We start from the raw sequence: 18,034 nt of genomic DNA on the forward strand, positions 1-18,034 counted from the left end.
CGCCTTCGCGTGCCATGACGGGAAAACGGGTTTGGCTGAACCAGAACCTAAACCGCCACCCACTCCCCGCTGCCCGCCGCGCGGAACACCGCATCGATCACCCTCATATTCGCCACCGCATCCTCAAGCGGAAACTCCAACGGTGCCCGGCCCAATATCGCCGCCGAAAACGCATCACCTTGCAGCGTATACTGGTTCGCGAGAGCGAAACTCTCGACCACCGCGCCGGATCCGTTCAGCGCCGCGCCGTCATCGATCACGATGCGGCAAGCCTCGTCGAACGGCGCGTTGAACGGAATGAGCACCTCCAGCCGCGCCTTCGTGCCAACAATCGTCACCCGCTGATGCGGCGCGAGCCGCGTCGAGCACGTGAACGTCAGGTGACCCTTCGGAAACGCGACAACCGCGCTGGTCAGCTGGTCGGTGCCCATCTCGGGATCGCGCTCGATCAACCCGGCGACCCGCAGCGGCTCCGCGCCGAAAACAAACCGCGCGGTCGAGATGGCGTAGCAGCCGATATCCATCAACCCGCCGCCGCCGATCTCCGGCAGATTGCGGATGTTCTGTGGATCATCGAGATAGTAGCTGAAGAATGTCTGGATCGCGCGAACCTCGCCGAGCCGTCCCTCATGCACCAGCGCCCGAACCCGCTGCCACCACGGCGCATGCCGCACCATGAAAGCCTCGGCCACGATCAGGCCCGCACGGTCCCGCGCGCCGATCAGCGTCGTCGCCTCCTCCGCATTCAGCGCGATGGGCTTCTCGCACAGCACATGTTTGCCGGCTTCCAAAGCGCGAAGCGTCCAGGGCACATGCAGATGATTGGGCAGCGGATTGTAGATCGCATCGATTTCCGGATCGGCCAGCAGCGCCTCGTAGCTGCCATAGGCGCGCGGAATGCCAAGCTCCTTCGCCACGCGATCGGCGGAAGCCTGATCGCGGGACGCAATGGCCGTGATGCGGCTGATCTTTCCTTTCTGCATCGCCGGGATGACATGCTCGCGTCCGATCTTGGCCGTGCTCAGCACGCCCCAATTCACTGTGTCGGCCATCGTTTCCTATTCCCTATCTGATCCACGCGAAGCCGGCGGCACCGTCGCGGGCCGCAAGGCCCAGGACCCGCCGCCCTGCTCCCGCGCCTCCACCGGGCTCATCCCGAAGCGCGCGCGGAAGGCTCGCGCGAAAGCCGAGGCCGAGCCGAAGCCATAGGCGCTCGCGACCTCCGCCACGTTGTGACCGCTATGCTGCAACATGCGCTTGGCCGCCGCTAGCCGCAGATCGAGATAATAGGCGTGCGGCGACATGCCGAGCTGCGCGCGGAACCGCGTCTGCAGCGTGCGCGTCAGCAACCCAGCCCCCGCCGCCAATCGCGGCACCGGCACCGGCTCCTCCAGATTGCGCTGCATGACGCCGATCACCGAGGCCAGCGCCGGATCCGCCGCCGCGAGCCGCCCAAGCGACACGATCGGCTGTGGCGCCGAGGAAGCCTGCGCCTGCTCATAGATGAAGATGCTCGCGACATTCAGCGCCAGTGGCAGTCCATGCTCCGCGCTGATCATCGCGAGCATCATGTCCAGTGCCGGGGCCGCGCCGCCCGCCGTCCAGCGCGTGCGATCCATCACGAAACGGTCGCTGACGACCTCGACCTTGGGGAAGGTGGCGGCGAACTCCTCCAAATCCTCCCAATGCGTCGTGGCGCGATAGCCATCCAGCAGCCCGGCTCGGCCGAGCACCCAAGCACCGGCCTCGATCCCCGCGATAGACAACCCGCGCCGCGCGACGGCGCGCAGATCGGACGCCAGGCTCCGCCCGATCGCCAGTGCATCGAAGGCGGCAACAACGAAAAGGCCATCCCGCACCTCCGCCGGCGCGAACGCCCCCGCCACGCCAACCGTTACGCCGGAGCTGCTCGCCGGCAGGTCGCCGCCAAGCGAGACGAGGCGCCAGCGATACAGTTCCTGGCCCGAGACGCGATTGGCCGCCCGCAAGGGCTCGATGGTAGCGGCCAGCGACATCATGGAGAACTGATGCAGCACCAGAACATCGAGGCAGCTCGGCGCTCCGGGAAGACTCGTCCGGCGCGAAACGGAATAGGGCGCGGCAGGCAATGGTGGGCCTCTCCCTCGACCAAGAACGTATCGTCACCTTCGCGAAACGTATAGCACCCCGCCCGCTGAGCGACCACCCTTCCGCCACCGCATCCACCGCCGGAGCACGCCATGATCTGGGACGCTTTCATCACCTGCGCCGTCACCGGCGTCGGTGCCTCGACCGAGAAGAACCCGCATGTCCCGGTAACCCCCGCCGAGATCGCCGCCGCCTCCATCGAAGCGGCGCGCGCGGGTGCCGCCATCGCCCATATCCACGTTCGCGACCCGAAGACCGGCAAAGGCTCGCGCGACGTGGCGCTTTACGCCGAGGTGGTTGACCGCATCCGCGCCTCTGATGTCGATGTCGTCATCAACCTCACCGCGGGCATGGGCGGCGACCTGGTGCTGGGCGGCGTCGATGCGCCGCTGCCGCTCGATATGCGCTCGACGGATCTGGTTGGCGCCGAGGAACGGCTCGCCCATGTCACCGCGCTGCTCCCGGAGATCTGCACCCTTGATTGCGGCTCGATGAACTTCGCCGAGGGGGACTACGTGATGACCAATACGCCCGGCATGCTGCGCGCCATGGCGAAGCGCGTGCAGGCGCTCGGCGTGCGTCCTGAGATCGAGGTTTTCGATACCGGCCACCTCGTGCTGTGCAAGCAACTCATCCGCGAGGGCCTCATCGATGATCCCGTGATGATCCAGCTTTGCATGGGCATCCCCTATGGCGCGCCTGATGATCCGCAGACCGTCATGGCAATGGTGAACAACCTGCCCGCCGGCGCGATCTTCTCCGGCTTCTCGATCGGCCGCATGCAACTGCCTTTCGCCGCCATGGCGCTGCTCGCCGGCGGCAATATCCGAGTCGGACTCGAGGACAATATCTGGCTCAACCGCGGCGTGCCCGCGACGAATGCGCAGCTTGTCGAGCGGGCCGTCACCATCATCCAGGCGATGGGCGCCCGCGTCCTGACCCCGGCGGAGGTCCGCGCGAAGCTCAAGCTGCAAAAGCGCGATCATCGGGGTCGCGCGGCGTGAGCGGCGTGAAGCACTGCGCTATTGTCGGCGGCGGCGTCATCGGCGGCGGCTGGGCGGCGCGCTTCCTGCTCGCCGGCCACGATGTATCCGTCTTCGACCCGCATCCCGAAGCAGAACGGCGGCTGCGCGAAATGATCGGCCTTGCCGAACGCGCGCTGCGCAAGCTGACGCCACTGCCGTTGCCCGCGCGGGGCCGGTTGAGTTTTGCGCCGACGCTGGCGGAAGCCGTCGCCTCCGCCGATCTGATTCAAGAAAGCGCGCCCGAGGTTGAAAGCATCAAGCAGAAGATCCTCGCGGAGATCGACCGTCACGCAAAGCCGGACGCGCTCATCTGCTCCTCGACCTCCGGCCTGCTGCCGACCCGCATCTCCGCCGAGATGACGCATCCCGAGCGCTTCCTCGTCGCACACCCCTTTAACCCGGTTTATCTCCTGCCGCTGGTCGAGCTTTGCGGTGGCGAGAAGACCGCGCCGGAAACCATCGAACGCGCCCGGACCTTCTTCGCGAGCCTCGGGATGCATCCGCTGCATGTCCGCAAGGAGATCGACGGCTTCATTGCCGATCGCCTGCTCGAAGCCCTGTGGCGCGAGGCGCTGTGGCTCGTGAATGACGGCGTCGCCACCGTCTCGGAGGTGGATGATGCGATCCGCTTCGGTGCCGGCCTGCGCTGGGCCTTCATGGGCACGTTCCAGATCTACCGCCTCGCGGGCGGCGAAGCCGGGATGCGCCATTTCATGGCCCAGTTTGGCCCGACGCTGAAACTGCCCTGGACGAAGCTCATGGACGTGCCGGAGCTAACCGAGGAATTGCTCGACACGCTGGACCAACAATCCAACGAACAAGCCGCCGGCAGAGGCTTTCGCGAGATGGAGGCAAAGCGCGACGACTGCCTCATCGGCATCTTGCAAGCGCTGCGCAAGCAAGATTTCGGTGCCGGTCAGACGCTCGCGGCCTTCGAGCGCGGTCTGCGATCCGGCACCGCCACAGCGTCGCCACGCCGTTGGCACGCGGGCACGGTTCCCGCCGAATGGATCGACTACAACGGCCACATGAACGACAGCCGCTATTCGCAAGTTTTCAGCGAAGCGACGGACATCATGCTGAGTGACATCGGCATGGATGAGGCGATGCTCGCGCGCGGTTTCAGCTATTACACGGTGGAATCCCACGTCATCCATCGCGACGAGATGAAGCAGGACGAAGGCTTCTTCGTGACCACGCAGATTCTCGCCGCCGACGAGAAGCGCCTGCGCCTCTTCCACCGGCTGCACCACGCCGGCGACAACCGGCTACTCGCGACTGGCGAGATGATGCTGTTGCACGTGGACACCAACGCCCGTCGCGCGTGCAGCGCGGATTCCGCCGTCGCCGCGCGCGTGGAAGCTCTCGCGTCCGCCGACCGGGTCCTGGAATGGCCCGCGGAGGCTGGCCGCGCGATCGGCGCGCCGCGATGAGCCTCGCCGATCTGGACGACGAGGTTCGCGCCTTCATCGCCAAGTCCGAGTCTTTCTACCCGGCCAGCGCCAACGAAGCGTCGCCCGCCGAAAACCGCGCGATCTATGACCGCATGTGCGCGGCGTTCGACCGGCCTCGCCCGCCTGGCCTTGTCGTCACCGACGAAACCCTGAGCGCAACCGACCCCGCCCGCACACTGCCCATCCGCCGCTACCGTCCGCCATCCGCGCCAAGAGGCCGGTTGGTGCTCTATTTCCACGGCGGTGGCTTCGTGGTTGGCGGTTTGCACAGCCATGATGGCGTCTGCGCCGAACTCGCCGCCGCGTCGGAGCATGAATTGGTCGCCCTAGATTACCGGCTGGCGCCCGAACACCTTTACCCCGCCGCGCTCGACGATGCGGAAGCCGCCTACCTTTCGCTCCACTCCACCGCACAGCGCATCGTGGTCGCCGGAGACAGCGCGGGCGGCAACCTCGCCGCCGCCCTCTGCCTCCGGCTCCGCCGCAAGGGGCTGCCGCTGCCAGTCGGCCAGGTTCTGATCTACCCAGGCCTCCATCCGAAAGCCGGCCGCGCCGAGGGAACTTGGCGCGCCGACGTCCCGATGCTGCGGGCCTCGGACATCCTGGTCTACCGGCGCCTCTATACCGGGCAAGACGCCTCTGACACCAAGGACGCCGAACTCGCCCCCCTTGCCGCGAAAGACTTCGCGGGCCTGCCGCCAGCGGCAATCTTCGCCGCCGATATCGATCCGCTGGCGGAGGACGCGGCTGATTACGCAGCCGCCCTCAGGGCGGCCGGGGGGGCCGCGACCCTCGACCCAGGCATCGGCCTCGTCCACGGTCATTTGCGCGGCCGTCACAGCAGCGCGCGAATTAAACGGAACTTTTCTGAGATCGCGGCAGCATTGCACTCGCTCTGCGCATAAGAGATCTACCGCGCCGTGAGGGAGCGACTGCTATGCACGCATAGGCTGCGGCACAGCTATGCGATTAATAAGCCAAAATACGGAATACCCCTCACGAAACCGTTATTGATGTGATCGAGGCATGAATTCTATGAAAACGTCAGGCGTTATGTTGCGGCGCACCAAGCGCTAGTTACACGTCAACAGGATGGTGATCGCGAAAAAGACACGGCCATCTGGTCTGGCGCCACGTGACGCCGGCCATCGACTAAACGGAGACTCGATATGAAAAACTTTTTGATGGCCGCCGTCGCCGCAGTCAGCCTTGGCATGACGGGCGCCGCCGTAGCAGCTACCCAGCCGATCCAGCACCAGGGCGTCGCCCAGCAGGCCCGGAATGAGACGGTTCTGCCGAACCAGCGCCCCTCATACCTCGCCCGTAACGAGCAGGTCTCGCCCCAGCAGCGCCCGGCATATCTCTCGCGCAACGAGACGGTGCTTCCCAATCAGCGCCCGTCCTACCTTGCTCGCAACGAGCAGGTCTCGCCGCAGCAGCGCCCGGCTTACCTCGCCCGCAACGAGCAGGTCTCGCCCCAGCAGCGTCCGGCCTACCTCGCCCGCAACGAGCAGGTTTCGCCCCAGCAGCGCCCGGCTTACCTCGCCCGCAACGAGCAGGTCTCGCCCCAGCAGCGTCCGGCCTACCTTGCTCGCAACGAGCAGGTCTCGCCCCAGCAGCGTCCGGCCTACCTCGCCCGCAACGAGCAGGTTTCGCCCCAGCAGCGTCCGGCCTACCTCGCCCGCAACGAGCAGGTTTCGCCGCAGGAGCGTCCGGCTTACCTAGCCGCGTAACGTCAACCAAGACGATACCGGCAGCGCCAATCGAAATCTGGCGTTGCCGCGAGGTTAAGAGCACAAAACGGAGCGCTCAACACGAGCGCTCCGTTTTTGTTGGGCGCTACTGGAAAAATCTCAAATCACCGGATTACCTGAAGCCACGACTGGGCTTATCCGTTTGTGCTTCAGCACACAGGCAGCGACTTCCGGACGCATCATCCAGCGCCAGTGCTTGTCATCCTCCTGCTCCGTGGTATCGACGCCAGTCGCAAGCGCCATTGTCCAAATCTCGGAACCATCCGCCCGCAGCCCAGGCTGGTAATTGAACTCGGTGGCGAGTTCCTTCCCCAACGAGCCCATCATCTTGCTCGCCATGGAATACGACGAATAGCCCGCGACCTTCGCGATCTGCTTCATGGTCATGATGCGGTCGTCTGCGTCGTACCAGCCGTTCAGCATCAGCCAATGCCTCGGTGTTATTTTCTCCTGGAGCAGGCGGAACGCCGCGGCATACCGCTCCTCCTCAGGCACCGATTGCAGCCGGCCGGCCTCGCGCTCCGCATCGCGCTGATCGAGCGCCGCCTGCATCGCGGCAACCGTCGCCTCAAGCGTCCGCCCCTCGACCTCGACAAAGTGATCATTCGCTTTTCGGATCACCCGGCCATCCAGCAGGGCGCGCGCCTTGAACATCTTGCCTTGGATCATCGTCCGGATCACGTAATGGCCGTGAATATACTCGGTGGGCGGCTTCATATCGTTGGCTCCTCCTTAAGGGCGGGGCGTCCCCACCCAAAAGCTTCGGCCTATCCTAACACGCCCTCGAGCGAGCGCGACTTAGCGGCTCGCGGGACGATCGGCTCACGGAATATCCGCCCCGGTCGCCGATAAGGCTATTTCAACCCTGCGCCGGCAGCGCCTGATGGATGCCGCATTCCGTCTTGGCCGTGCCGGGCCAGCGTCCTGAACGGCGATCCGCGCCGGGCGCCACTGGCAACGTGCAGGTGGCGCAGCCGATGGAGGCGAAGCCATAGGCTTCCAGCGGATGACGCGGCAAATCCCGGGACGCAAAATGCCTGGCGATCCGCTGCTCGGTCCAATGCGCCAGCGGGTTGACCTTGACGCGCCCTGAAGGCTCGCGCTCGAACACCTGCAAAGCGCCACGGCCCTTGGCCTGGAACCGCTTGCGGCCCGTAATCCAGGCAGAGAAGCCGCCGAGCACCGCCTGCAGCGGCAAGGTCTTCCGCAGCGTGCAGCAACGATCCGCGTTCTGACGCCACAGCGCGCCATTCGCATCATGCGTCGCGATCTGCAGTGAGGCCGGCGTGACGATCCGAACATCCGTCAAACCTAGTCGGTCGATCAGCGCGTCCCGATAGGCGAGGGTCTCGGGAAAGAGCTTCCCGGTGTCCAGGAAGACTACGGGAGTCGCGCGATCGATCTCCGCCGCGAGGTCCAGCAGCACAGCCGATTCGGTTCCGAAAGAAGAAACAAGCGCGATTGAGCCCGCGAAAAGCTGGGTCATCGCGAGGCACAGCACCGCCGTCGCATCCGTCTCATCGATACAGGCCAAGGCACGCGCCAACTCATCGTCCGAGGTTTGGCCGTTCGTCTGGAGCGTTGCGAGTGCGGAGGACATGAGGAGGAAGCAGCCTGTAGCGAGAGGAACTCCTAAGGAGAACATTTTTCCACGAAATACAATACTACCTACGAACTAAAGAAATTCGTAACTCGATAACCGACGTCATAGAGAATTTCCAACCACTTTCGTTGTCCGATAGGAAACTCTGCCCTGACTCGTCAGTGGCTTCGGGCCGGAGCGCGCCGCCCCGGTCATCGGCGCCCTTGATTCGGGCACCGTCTTCGCCCCAGATGCCGCCCTCGCCGCGCCTCCGGGGCCGTGGCATTAGCCAGCAGGAGAGCGTTCGTGGTTGGCAAATATCCCCTCAGCCGTCGCGCCGCCGTGCGTCTCGGAGCCGCCGGGCTCGGCGCCTCCGCCTTCGCGGCCCGGCGCTCCAGTGCCCTGGCCGGCGTGAGGAAAACGCTCCTCAACGTATCCTATGACCCGACGCGGGAGCTTTACGCCGATTACGATTCCGCCTTCGCGACCCTGTGGAAACGCAAGACCGGCGATGACCTGGCGGTGCGCGTCTCCAACGGCGGTTCCGGCGCCCAGGCGCGTGCGGTCATCAGCGGGCTAGATGCCGATATCGTGACCCTCGCCCTGGCCTACGATATCGACGCCATCGCAAAGAGCGGGCTGCTCTCGACCGCGTGGCAAGAACGCCTGCCGGATAACAGCACGCCCTATACCAGCACGATCGTCTTCCTGGTCCGCGCAGGGAATCCGCGTGGCATCAAGGATTGGCCAGACCTCATCCGTTCCGGCGTGCAAGTCGTGATGCCAAGCCCGAAGACCTCCGGCGGCGCGCGCTGGGGCTTCCTGGCGGCCTATGGCTGGGCGCTCGAGGAATATGGCGGCAGCCCCGCCAAGGCCGATGCCTATGCGAAGGCCCTGCTCCAAAACGTCCCGGTGCTCGATGCCGGCTCGCGCGGCGCCACGCTCACCTTCACCCGGCGCGGTATCGGAGACGTTCTCATTTCCTGGGAAAACGAGGCGCATCTCGCCATCGCGCAGGGCGGCAAGAACTTCGAGATCGTGACGCCCTCCATCAGCATCCTCGCCGAGCCCCCCGTCGCCGTCGTGGACAAGGTAGCCGACCGGCGCGGCACCCGGGCGATCGCCGAAGCCTATCTCCAGAACCTCTACACCCCCGCCTCGCAGGAGATCTGCGCCCGCCATTTCTACCGGCCGCGCCTCACGGAGGTCGCGCAACGCTTCGCGGCGCAATTCCCGGCCATTAAGATGTTCACCATCGCCACCTTCGGCGGCTGGACCACGGCGCAGCAGCGCTTCTTCGCGGATGGCGGGGTCTTCGATCAGGTCTATGGCGGGAGCCGATGACGGAGGCCGGAAGGGAGGCGCCATCCCCGGCCCTTCCGGCGCATCCGCGACGCGACGCGGTGCTCCCCGTCCGGCAGCGCCGCGTCGGCTGGTTCCCCCGGCATAGTATTCTGCCGGGCTTCGGCCTCAGCCTCGGGATAACCCTGCTCGTTCTCAGCATCATCGTTCTCCTGCCGCTCGCGGCGATGATGGGCGATGCGACCAGTCTGGGCTGGTCCGGCTTCACGAAACTGCTCGCCTCGCCGCGCGTTCAGGGAGCCTTCCGGGTCAGTCTCGTCTGCTCGCTGCTTGCGGCCGTGACCTCCGCGATCTTCGGCCTGCTCATCGCCTGGGTCCTGGTCCGCACGCGCTTTCCCGGACGGCGCCTGGCCGATGCCATGGTCGATCTGCCCTTCGCCCTGCCGACGGCGGTGGCCGGCATCGCCCTTTCCACCCTCTATGCCCGTAACGGCTGGCTCGGCGCCCTGCTCGCGCCTCTGGGCATTCATGTCGCCTACACGGTGGCCGGCGTCTATGTCGCGCTCACCTTCGTCGGCCTGCCCTTCGTCGTTCGCAGCGTGCAGCCCGTTCTGCAGGATCTTGAGGCGGAGCAGGAGGAGGCGGCGACCACGCTCGGAGCCAACCCCTTGCAGATCTTCCGCCGCGTGCTTCTGCCGGCGATCCTGCCGTCGCTTTGTTCCGGTTTCGCGATGGCTTTCGCCCGCGCGCTCGGCGAATATGGCTCCGTCATCTTCATTTCCAGCAATCGGCCCATGCAATCCGAGATCGTGCCGCTGCTGATCGTGAACCGGCTCGAGGAATTCGACTTCAACGGCGCCGCCGCGATCGGCACGCTGATGCTCGTGCTGTCCTTCTGCGTGCTGCTCGGCATCACGCTTCTGCAACGCCTCACGCTCAGTCCCCGGCATGCGTGACCGCGCGGCCTCGCCTCATCAAGGCGGCTGGACCATCGCGCTCATCGCGGTAGCGCTGCTCTTCATGACGCTGTTCTTGCTGTTGCCCTTGGTCACGGTCTTCGCGCAGGCCTTCGCCTCCGGCATTCCGGCCTATCTCGCCGGCATCGCCGATCCCAATGCGCTCTCGGCGATCCGTCTGACGCTGCTGGTCGCGGCAGTGACCTTGGTCGTGAACGTGATCTTCGGCCTGGCCGCCTCCTGGTGCCTCGCGCGCTTCGCCTTCCCCGGCCGCAGCCTCATCCTCACGGTGCTGGATCTGCCGTTCTCGGTCTCGCCAGTGGTGGCCGGTCTCATGCTGGTGCTGCTCTACGGACGGCAAGGCTGGTTCGGACAGTGGCTGGAGACGCATGACCTCCGCATCATCTTCGCGCTGCCCGGCATGATCATCGCGACCATCTTCGTGACCCTGCCCTTCGTCGCGCGCGAACTCATTCCGTTGATGCAGGAGCAAGGCGCCGAGGAGGAGGAGGCCGCGATCCTGCTTGGCGCTTCGGGCTGGCAGACCTTCCTGCGCGTGACGCTGCCTAAGCTGCGCTGGGGCCTGCTCTATGGCGTTCTGCTCAGCAATGCCCGCGCGATGGGCGAATTCGGCGCCGTCTCGGTGGTGTCGGGCAATATCCTGGGGCTGACCGACACCATGCCGCTGCATATCCGGGCGATGTATGACGACTACAACATCGTCGCCGCCTTCGCCGTCGCCTCCCTCCTCGCCTGCCTCGCCTTGCTGACGCTGGTCGCCAAGACGATTTTGGAACGGCGCTTCCTCGGCGCCCAGCGGGAGGCGCGGATCGCCTGATGCCCGCCCATGTCGCCATTCAGGGCGTGTCCCGTCGCTTCGGCGACTATACGGCCCTGCACGATGTCACGCTGGAAATCGCGCCCGGCGAACTCGTGGCCGTGCTCGGTCCCTCCGGCTCCGGCAAAACCACGCTGCTGCGGATCGTCGCGGGTCTGGAGATGCCGGATCGCGGCCAGGTTCTGATCAATGGCGAGGACAACGTGATGCGCCCGCCACGCGAACGTGGCGTCGGTTTCGTCTTCCAGCATTTCGCGCTGTTCCGGCACATGACGGTGTTCGAGAACATCGCCTTCGGCCTCCGCGTCCGCCCCCGCGCCGAACGTCCGAGCCGCGCGGATATCAACAAGCGCGTGAAGGAGTTGCTCGACCTCGTCCAACTGAGCTGGCTCGAGAAGCGCTACCCCGCCGAGCTTTCCGGTGGCCAGAGGCAACGCGTGGCCCTGGCGCGCGCCCTGGCGATCGAGCCGCGATTGCTATTGCTGGACGAGCCCTTCGGCGCGCTGGACGCCAAGGTTCGCAAGGAACTCGGGCAGTGGCTCCGGGAGCTGCATCATGGCGTTGCCGTTACGGGCGTGTTGGTGACGCATGACCAGGAGGAGGCGCTGGAGCTTTCCGACCGCATCGTGCTCATGTCGCAAGGACGCGTCGAGCAGGTGGGCACACCGAACGAAGTCTATACCCGCCCGCGCAACCCCTTCGTCTTCGAGTTCCTCGGCGAGACCAGCCACATCCCCTGCCGCCTTCTGGCCGGTGCGCTTGCCACCGCCGGCGGCGCGCAGACGGCACAGAATGGCGTCGCGGCCGCCGTCGCCGATGGTGAGTCCACGCTATTCGTGCGTCCGCATGACCTTGGGCTGCGAGCGGACCCGTCTGGACCCGCGACGATCCGCCACATCACCCCGAGTGGACCCTGGGCGCGGGTCGAGTTTTTGCTCGAGGGCAGAAGCCTCTACGCCGCCTTGCCGCTGGACAGTATCGCCGGGTCAGGTCTGACGCCGGGTGGCACCGCCATGCCACTACCCCGCCGCGGCGTTCTCTTTGCCGATGGGCGGGGAACCATGGATGAGCCGCTGCACTGGGCGGTGTCTTGATGCGTGATATCTTTGGTTTAGGCCGCGCGGCTCAAGGATCGGTTATGGCACGCGAAGGCGTGCCATCCACCCCTCGCCTGCGGGAAACAAGGAAGGCGTGGATGCTCGGCTTTCGCCGAGCATGACGTAGGAGTATGCGCGCCTGTCAAACCGCGGCGGGATCGATCCAGCCGATATTGCCGTCCTGCCGGCGATAAACGACGTTCAATTGCCCTGTCACGCTATTGCGGAACATCATGAGCGGCTGATCCGCCAGATCCATCCGCATGACCGCTTCACCAACGGTCAAATGCACAATCACCGCCGGATTCTCGGCGACCACGGTCGCGAAATGTCCCGTTGGGCCGGGCGGAGTTTCGGAGTCATCCTCCTGTTCCTCCTCCTGCTGATGAAGAATGTAATGCTGTGCATTCTCGGCTTCACTGGGCGTGTCCCGCTGCGCGCCGTCACGCGCATGCTCGTTCACGCGCCGCCGATAGCGCCTCAGTCGCTTAGCGATATGCTCAGCGGCATCATCAAACGCGGCATTCGCATCAGCCGCTTCGCCCTCGCCTCGTAAAGTGAGACCGCGGCCCGCATGCATATTGATGTCACAGGTAAAGAAACTGCGGGCACGGCTGAAAGTAACTTGGGCCTCCAAGGCAGAACCGAAATACTTTCGCGAGATCGTATCCAGCATCCCCGAGACGCGCTCACGCAATGCGTCTGAAAGATCGACCTGCTTGCCGGAAACGGTGATCTGCATTCTGTCCCCCGATGTTCTTGGCCAACGCTGCACGCACGGCATCATCGCCAAAGCCGGTTTCCCTAATATGAATCACTGGGCGTTCGCGGCGAGGAGTCAATGCCTTGGCTCAGGCGGCTGTCTTGTCCCGCTTTCGCTGGAGCGAGGCGGGAATGCGCAGCGCCTCACGATACTTGGCCACGGTCCGGCGGGCTATGTCTACGCCCTCCTGGCGCAGGATCGCCACAATCGCATCATCGGACAGAATATCAGCTTGGCTCTCAGCGCCGATCAGCGCCCGGATGCGATGACGTATCGCTTCAGCGCTGAAAATCTCGCCATCTGTTCCGGCAATTGCGTTGGTAAACAAGAATTTAAGTTCGAAAACGCCACGCGGCGTGGCGATAGATTTATTGGCCGTTACCCGGCTGACGGTGCTCTCATGCATGCTGATAGCATCGGCGATCTCCCGCAGCGTCAATGGCCGCAGATGCGAAGCGCCGTGACGCAAAAAGCCATCCTGTCGCCGCACCACCTCGGCCGTCACCTTCAGGATCGTCTGCGCCCGCTGGTGGAGAGACTTCACCAGCCAATTCGCATTCTGCAGCCGCTCAGACAAAAAAGCCCGATCCTCCGGTCCCGCACGTCCCAATACATGAGCATGGAGATCGTAATTGACGAGCACCCGCGGCAAGGTCTCGCGATTGAGCTCAATATACCATCCGCCCTCGGCGACGGGGCGCAGAAGCACGTCCGGTATCAAGGGCTGTAGCGGGGTCCCTTCTTCCCGTGCGCCCGGCTTGGGATCGAGGCTCTTGAGTTCCGTGATCATCACGGCGAGCGCGCCCTGCGTGACGTGACAAAGAGTCGCCAGACGGGCGTGATCGCGCCGCGCCAGAAGATCGAGGTTATCGACCAGGCAAGCCATCGCCGGGTCGAGGCGCCGGCGGTCGATAAGCTGGGCGCGGAGGCATTCCCGCAGGTCGAGGGCGAAAAGCCCGACCGGATCGAATCCCATCATCCGCTCGCGCACGGCCTCGACACGCGCCAGAGGCACCACCAGCCCGTCGGCCACCTCGGCCGGCGTCACCGTCATGCGGCCGGCGCCATCCAGCGCGCCGATGAGCTGGGCACCGATCAGCCGATCGGTGTCGTCGGAAAAGCCGAGCCGGAGCTGTTGCGCCAGATGTTCCCGCAAGGACCACGGCGACTCAGCGCGGTCGCTCGCCTCCCATTGCCCATCGGAGACCCGGCTCTCGGTCCAATCCGCGCGCGACGAAACGGCACCCGCCGCTTCCTCGATCCGGTCGGCAACCGCTTCGGCGATCGGCTCAGCCCCGCCGTCCGCCTGAAACGCGCCCACCGCCGCCACCAGGTCGTCATTGGGCGCCACGCGCTCGGATAGTGCCTCTTCGCCGGGCTCGGCCGCTTCTTCCCGCTCCAGCAACGGATTGCGGTCAAGTTCCTCCTGCACGAAGTCGGCGAGTTCGAGGTTGGAATACTGCAGCAGCTTGATGGCTTGCCGGAGCTGCGGAGTCATCACCAGCGTCTGCGACTGGCGAAGCGATAGCTGTGGTCCGATCCTTGGTCCGAGCGCCATGGCTGTCAGGCTAGAACCTCCGCACCTGAGGGTGAGCCGGCAGACTACAGGCTGAAACGCTCTCCGAGATAGACTCGACGTACATCCTCGTGGCTCACGACTTCGGAGGGGCGTCCCTCCATCAGCACCTGCCCGTCATGCAGGATATAGGCCCGATCGATGATTTCGAGGGTCTCGCGCACGTTGTGATCGGTGATCAGCACCCCGATGCCGCGATGCTTGAGATGGGAAACCAGATCGCGGATTTCGCCCACCGCGATGGGGTCGATGCCCGCCAGCGGCTCGTCGAGCAGGATATAGCCTGGCCGCGTCGCCAGGGCCCGGGCGATCTCCACCCGCCGCCGCTCGCCGCCGGACAGCGCGAGCGAGGGCGTGCGGCGCAAATGCGCGATACCGAATTCGTTGAGAAGTCCGTCCAGCATGATCTGCTGCTTGTCGGCATCCGGCTCGCTGATCTCGATCACCGCCTTGATGTTCTGCTCGACATTGAGGCCGCGAAAGACGCTCGCCTCCTGCGGCAGGTAGCCGATCCCCAGGCGGGCGCGGCGATACATCGGCAGCGCCGTGATCGTGTTGCCGTCGAGCGTGATCTCGCCGCTGTCGGGGCGGACGAGGCCCATGATCATGTAGAAGGTCGTGGTCTTGCCGGCGCCATTGGGACCGAGCAGGCCCACCGCCTCGCCACGCTTGACGGTGAGCGACACGCCTTTGACCACTGGCCGCTGCTTGAAGCTTTTGCCGAGGCCTCGCGCGACGAGGCCGCTGCGGTTGACGGGCGCTACGGGGCCCGCGCGGGTTGGTTCTCTCATGCGCCCTCGTGTTGCGTCTTGGCGGCGGAGGTCAAGGCGCGGGATGGACCTTCGGCCGCTTTTCGGGTGCGGGCGCGGTTGTCGTCGCCTGGGCGGCCTGGTTGGGCATGATCAGCCCCTCCACCCGCGCGCCGGGATGCGCGAGCAGACGGGACACGCCGGTCTTCATATTGACCAGCGCCTCGGCGCCCGTCAGCTCGTTCTGGCCACGGGTGATGTGAACATTGCCCGCCAGACGAGCGATCCCGATCGAAGGCACGTAAACGCCGCGATCGCCCTGCACGATATCGGTCGCGGTCTGAACGACGACATGGCCGATCGCATCGACGCGCTTGAGCTTGCCCGAGGGATCGACGGGATCCGCCGCGTTCTGAGCGGTCGCCTTGCCCGCCGGGGCGGCCGCCTGGCCCGGCGCCGGTGTCGCATCGGTATAAGCAACCAGCACGTCGCCCGCGATGCGGCGGCCATCCTTGGTGACGACCACCGCGTTGCCCCGCGCCACCGCCATATGCTGGCTCGACCAGTATTCGAGGGAATCGCGCGAAGTGATCACGTAGTCAGCCGTCGCGAGCTTGAGGTGCGCGCCGGTCAGCACCAGCACCGCCTGGTCCATGTCATAGGCCGCATGGTCCCCGAAAGCCTGGTCCGTCGGCGTGTAGATATGGACGGCGCCCCGCGCCTCCAGCAGGTAGATCTCGTTTCCCCCTTCGCTGCCATCGCCGGGCAACCCAGTCGGAGCCGAGGGCGCGGCCGGCGCCGCAGCCGGCTTCTGGCCGGGTGCCGCCGGTTTCTTGCGGTAATGGGCGATAAGCTGGTCCGAGGTAATCGTCACATTGCCGCGCACCGCTTTCGCGGACTGATCGGCAATCACCTCTTGCTGCATCTGCCGCCACTCGATCCCGCCTTGCGAGGTGATGGAGATCGGACCGCCCTTCGAGAGGTTCAGCGCCTGCGCGGCGACAGGTGACGACACACCACCTCCGGCCGCGGCCGCCAGCAGCACGCCGAGGGCCACGGCGCCGCCTTGGCGCCTCATCCGTCTTATCGCTCGCAGGGAGGCCGGATTACGCGTGCTAGCGAAAGCCGGGTTCATGACCCCCCGTTCAGGACCAGCTTGGCCGGCCCTGTGAAGAAAATACGGGTCCCGTGGTCCGTCAGCGTAAAGCCCTTCGCGTCGAGCGTGCCGAAGGGGCCTTCCGCGCTGACCGGGTCCTGGCCCTTCGCGGTGTCGTTCTTCAGGTTCACGACGGCGGCATGGGTGCGCAGCGTGGTGCCGTCATCGCGATAAAGGGTCACGTGGTCGCTGAGGTCGAGATGCTGCACGTGGGTATGATAGAGCCCGGCGCGTGACTGAACCATAAGCCAGGCCCCGCCCTTCAGCGTGATGTCCCCGGCCGGCTGCGTCAGGGTCACGTGCTCCGCATCGTTCTGCACGGCCTGGGCGGCGGTCAAAGTGAAGGGACGGCCGGAATCGTCCACGCCCTGGTAATGCGCCTTGGTCATACTACCCTGGCTCGACGCCTCAGTGCCTGGCGCGATATGGTAGGAAATCCGAGCGGGATTGTGCCGGTTGCCGATCTCGGGCCACAGCACAACCAGGCTCAGCAGCGCCAGCGCGCCCACCGGCAGCAGGCGTTTCAGCCACACAACCAGGATGCGGCGACGCGCCAGCTTGTTCGCCGAGGGCAGCCGCCGTCCACGCCAATGCGGGCGATTCGCCTGGAGCGCCGTATCCGCGTCGGAGCGGCTCAGCAGACCCAGACGATCCGGAATGGCGCTCATGCAACCCCCGCACGCAAAAGATCATGGATATGGAGCAGCCCAACCGGGCGGCTCCCTGAATCGACCACGAAAAGGCTGGTGATCGGCGGCCCCTTCGCGTTCATCCGGTGCAAAGCCTCGACCGCCAGAAGATCGGGCGAGACGACACGCGGCGCCGCACGCATCACCTGTCCCACCGACTGCGTTAGTAGTCCAGGCCCCATGGCGCGGCGCAGGTCTCCGTCCGTGATGATGCCCGTTAGTACGCCATCGTCATCAACGACCCCGAGGCAGCCCACCGCCTTCTCGGTCATCACGAGCAGGGCGTCGGCCATGATCATCCCGGGCGGCGCCAAGGGCAGCGCATCGCCGTGCCGCATGAGTTCGCTGACCCGCTTGAGCTTCGCGCCCAGACGGCCGCCGGGGTGAAACTGGCGGTAGTCGGTGGCCGTAAACCCTCGCCGTGTCAGCAGCGCCACCGCGAGCGCATCGCCAAGTGCCAGCTGCATCGTGGTGCTGGTGGTCGGCGCCAACCCCATTGGGCAAGCCTCTTCCGTCTCGGGCAGCACCAGCACGACGTCGGCGGCCAGCGCCAGCGTGCTTTCGCCGCGCGCCGTCATGGCGATCAGGCTGAGCCCGAAGCGCCGGCTATGGGCCACCAGATCGGCGAGTTCGGCGGTCTCGCCCGAATTGGACAGTGCCAGCACCGCATCTCCCGGCAGGATCATGCCGAGATCGCCGTGGGAAGCCTCGCCGGGATGGACGAAATGGGCAGGCGTGCCGGTGGAGGCAAAGGTCGCCGCGATTTTCCGGGCGATATGCCCCGACTTGCCCATGCCGGTGACGATGACCCGCCCCTCGGCGCGGAACAGCAGCGACACAGCCCGGCCAAAACTACCGTCGAGCCCATGCGCCAGCGCTCCGAGGGCGTCCGCCTCGGTGGCGAGCACTCTCCGGGCGACCGCGAGGTCGTGGTCGGAAGCGAGGGTGGTCACGGCCGTCATGCCA

At 65.6% G+C, this 18,034-nt stretch carries 18 protein-coding genes; 8 read left to right on the plus strand and 10 right to left on the minus strand.

Annotation, left to right across the window (positions count from 1 at the left end; translation table 11 throughout):
* Positions 1-47: 47 nt before the first annotated feature.
* Positions 48-1,052 carry a Gfo/Idh/MocA family protein gene (locus GSQ92_RS13620; protein ID WP_158800752.1) on the minus strand — a complete coding sequence of 335 codons (1,005 nt, stop codon included), beginning with the start codon at positions 1,050-1,052 and terminating at the stop codon, positions 48-50.
* 6 nt (positions 1,053-1,058) lie between these two features.
* Entirely contained in the window at positions 1,059-2,108 is a 1,050-nt protein-coding gene (locus tag GSQ92_RS13625; protein ID WP_158800753.1) for a GlxA family transcriptional regulator, read from the minus strand.
* A gap of 111 nt (positions 2,109-2,219) precedes the next feature.
* Between GSQ92_RS13625 and GSQ92_RS13630 the strand changes: the two genes are divergently transcribed.
* The 4 genes from GSQ92_RS13630 to GSQ92_RS13645 all read left to right on the plus strand — a co-directional run bounded on the left by GSQ92_RS13630 (position 2,220) and on the right by GSQ92_RS13645 (position 6,339).
* On the plus strand, positions 2,220-3,131 hold the full coding sequence (locus GSQ92_RS13630) for a 3-keto-5-aminohexanoate cleavage protein (RefSeq protein ID WP_158800754.1): 912 nt from the start codon (positions 2,220-2,222) through the stop codon (positions 3,129-3,131).
* Positions 3,128-4,585, plus strand: a complete 1,458-nt coding sequence (locus tag GSQ92_RS13635; RefSeq protein ID WP_158800755.1) for a carnitine 3-dehydrogenase — start codon at positions 3,128-3,130, stop codon at positions 4,583-4,585. The genes GSQ92_RS13630 and GSQ92_RS13635 overlap by 4 nt, the downstream gene beginning before the upstream one ends.
* A complete protein-coding gene (locus GSQ92_RS13640; protein WP_159013610.1) occupies positions 4,582-5,511 on the plus strand; it encodes an alpha/beta hydrolase fold domain-containing protein in 930 nt (309 codons plus the stop codon). Before GSQ92_RS13635 ends, GSQ92_RS13640 begins: the two co-directional genes overlap by 4 nt.
* 264 nt (positions 5,512-5,775) lie before the next feature.
* Positions 5,776-6,339, plus strand: a complete 564-nt coding sequence (locus GSQ92_RS13645; RefSeq protein ID WP_159013611.1) for a hypothetical protein — start codon at positions 5,776-5,778, stop codon at positions 6,337-6,339.
* 120 nt (positions 6,340-6,459) lie between these two features.
* On the opposite strand, the gene GSQ92_RS13650 is transcribed toward GSQ92_RS13645, so the two are convergent.
* Both GSQ92_RS13650 and GSQ92_RS13655 read right to left on the minus strand, forming a co-directional pair.
* On the minus strand, positions 6,460-7,077 hold the full coding sequence (locus GSQ92_RS13650) for a hypothetical protein (protein WP_158800758.1): 618 nt from the start codon (positions 7,075-7,077) through the stop codon (positions 6,460-6,462).
* Between the two features lie 142 nt (positions 7,078-7,219).
* A complete protein-coding gene (locus GSQ92_RS13655) occupies positions 7,220-7,960 on the minus strand; it encodes a phosphoadenylyl-sulfate reductase (RefSeq protein ID WP_158800759.1) in 741 nt (246 codons plus the stop codon).
* 288 nt (positions 7,961-8,248) lie between these two features.
* On the opposite strand from GSQ92_RS13655, the gene GSQ92_RS13660 reads away from it, so the two are divergent.
* Genes GSQ92_RS13660 through GSQ92_RS13675 form a run of 4 tightly spaced genes read left to right on the plus strand, consistent with a single transcriptional unit; the run spans position 8,249 to position 12,132 of the window.
* Positions 8,249-9,286, plus strand: coding sequence for a sulfate ABC transporter substrate-binding protein (locus tag GSQ92_RS13660; protein WP_305782226.1), 1,038 nt, complete (start codon positions 8,249-8,251; stop codon positions 9,284-9,286).
* Complete coding sequence (gene cysT / locus GSQ92_RS13665) at positions 9,283-10,200, plus strand: sulfate ABC transporter permease subunit CysT (RefSeq protein ID WP_159013612.1); 918 nt, start codon at positions 9,283-9,285, stop codon at positions 10,198-10,200. The genes GSQ92_RS13660 and cysT overlap by 4 nt, the downstream gene beginning before the upstream one ends.
* On the plus strand, positions 10,193-11,038 hold the full coding sequence (gene cysW, locus GSQ92_RS13670; RefSeq protein ID WP_158800761.1) for a sulfate ABC transporter permease subunit CysW: 846 nt from the start codon (positions 10,193-10,195) through the stop codon (positions 11,036-11,038). The genes cysT and cysW overlap by 8 nt, the downstream gene beginning before the upstream one ends.
* Complete coding sequence (locus tag GSQ92_RS13675) at positions 11,038-12,132, plus strand: sulfate/molybdate ABC transporter ATP-binding protein (protein WP_158800762.1); 1,095 nt, start codon at positions 11,038-11,040, stop codon at positions 12,130-12,132. Before cysW ends, GSQ92_RS13675 begins: the two co-directional genes overlap by 1 nt.
* Positions 12,133-12,277: 145 nt before the next feature.
* On the opposite strand, the gene hpf is transcribed toward GSQ92_RS13675, so the two are convergent.
* The 6 genes from hpf to GSQ92_RS13705 all read right to left on the minus strand — a co-directional run bounded on the left by hpf (position 12,278) and on the right by GSQ92_RS13705 (position 18,030).
* On the minus strand, positions 12,278-12,877 hold the full coding sequence (hpf, locus tag GSQ92_RS13680; RefSeq protein WP_158800763.1) for a ribosome hibernation-promoting factor, HPF/YfiA family: 600 nt from the start codon (positions 12,875-12,877) through the stop codon (positions 12,278-12,280).
* A 109-nt stretch (positions 12,878-12,986) separates the two neighbouring features.
* Entirely contained in the window at positions 12,987-14,456 is a 1,470-nt protein-coding gene (gene rpoN, locus GSQ92_RS13685) for an RNA polymerase factor sigma-54 (protein WP_158800764.1), read from the minus strand.
* Positions 14,457-14,500: 44 nt separating this feature from the next.
* A complete protein-coding gene (gene lptB, locus GSQ92_RS13690; protein ID WP_158800765.1) occupies positions 14,501-15,265 on the minus strand; it encodes an LPS export ABC transporter ATP-binding protein in 765 nt (254 codons plus the stop codon).
* A gap of 31 nt (positions 15,266-15,296) precedes the next feature.
* The gene (locus GSQ92_RS13695; RefSeq protein ID WP_158800766.1) at positions 15,297-16,301 is read right to left on the minus strand and encodes an LptA/OstA family protein; all 1,005 of its coding nucleotides are present in this window, start codon (positions 16,299-16,301) and stop codon (positions 15,297-15,299) included.
* A gap of 53 nt (positions 16,302-16,354) precedes the next feature.
* Positions 16,355-17,047, minus strand: coding sequence for an LPS export ABC transporter periplasmic protein LptC (gene lptC / locus GSQ92_RS13700; protein WP_158800767.1), 693 nt, complete (start codon positions 17,045-17,047; stop codon positions 16,355-16,357).
* On the minus strand, positions 17,044-18,030 hold the full coding sequence (locus tag GSQ92_RS13705; RefSeq protein ID WP_158800768.1) for an SIS domain-containing protein: 987 nt from the start codon (positions 18,028-18,030) through the stop codon (positions 17,044-17,046). Before GSQ92_RS13705 ends, lptC begins: the two co-directional genes overlap by 4 nt.
* Positions 18,031-18,034: the final 4 nt, after the last annotated feature.

The sequence above is a fragment of the Acidisoma sp. S159 genome (assembly GCF_009766125.1).
GTDB lineage: Bacteria > Pseudomonadota > Alphaproteobacteria > Acetobacterales > Acetobacteraceae > Acidisoma.

Coding starts and splice junctions, on each gene's coding strand:
- GSQ92_RS13630 (WP_158800754.1), top strand. CDS start 2,220: ATGATCTGGGACGCTTTCATCACCTGCGCCGTCACCGGCGTCGGTGCC.
- rpoN (WP_158800764.1), bottom strand. CDS start 14,456: ATGGCGCTCGGACCAAGGATCGGACCACAGCTATCGCTTCGCCAGTCG.
- GSQ92_RS13705 (WP_158800768.1), bottom strand. CDS start 18,030: ATGACGGCCGTGACCACCCTCGCTTCCGACCACGACCTCGCGGTCGCC.
- GSQ92_RS13645 (WP_159013611.1), top strand. CDS start 5,776: ATGAAAAACTTTTTGATGGCCGCCGTCGCCGCAGTCAGCCTTGGCATG.
- hpf (WP_158800763.1), bottom strand. CDS start 12,877: ATGCAGATCACCGTTTCCGGCAAGCAGGTCGATCTTTCAGACGCATTG.
- cysT (WP_159013612.1), top strand. CDS start 9,283: ATGACGGAGGCCGGAAGGGAGGCGCCATCCCCGGCCCTTCCGGCGCAT.
- GSQ92_RS13650 (WP_158800758.1), bottom strand. CDS start 7,077: ATGAAGCCGCCCACCGAGTATATTCACGGCCATTACGTGATCCGGACG.
- GSQ92_RS13695 (WP_158800766.1), bottom strand. CDS start 16,301: ATGAGGCGCCAAGGCGGCGCCGTGGCCCTCGGCGTGCTGCTGGCGGCC.
- lptC (WP_158800767.1), bottom strand. CDS start 17,047: ATGAGCGCCATTCCGGATCGTCTGGGTCTGCTGAGCCGCTCCGACGCG.
- GSQ92_RS13620 (WP_158800752.1), bottom strand. CDS start 1,052: ATGGCCGACACAGTGAATTGGGGCGTGCTGAGCACGGCCAAGATCGGA.
- lptB (WP_158800765.1), bottom strand. CDS start 15,265: ATGAGAGAACCAACCCGCGCGGGCCCCGTAGCGCCCGTCAACCGCAGC.
- GSQ92_RS13675 (WP_158800762.1), top strand. CDS start 11,038: ATGCCCGCCCATGTCGCCATTCAGGGCGTGTCCCGTCGCTTCGGCGAC.
- GSQ92_RS13640 (WP_159013610.1), top strand. CDS start 4,582: ATGAGCCTCGCCGATCTGGACGACGAGGTTCGCGCCTTCATCGCCAAG.
- GSQ92_RS13655 (WP_158800759.1), bottom strand. CDS start 7,960: ATGTCCTCCGCACTCGCAACGCTCCAGACGAACGGCCAAACCTCGGAC.
- cysW (WP_158800761.1), top strand. CDS start 10,193: ATGCGTGACCGCGCGGCCTCGCCTCATCAAGGCGGCTGGACCATCGCG.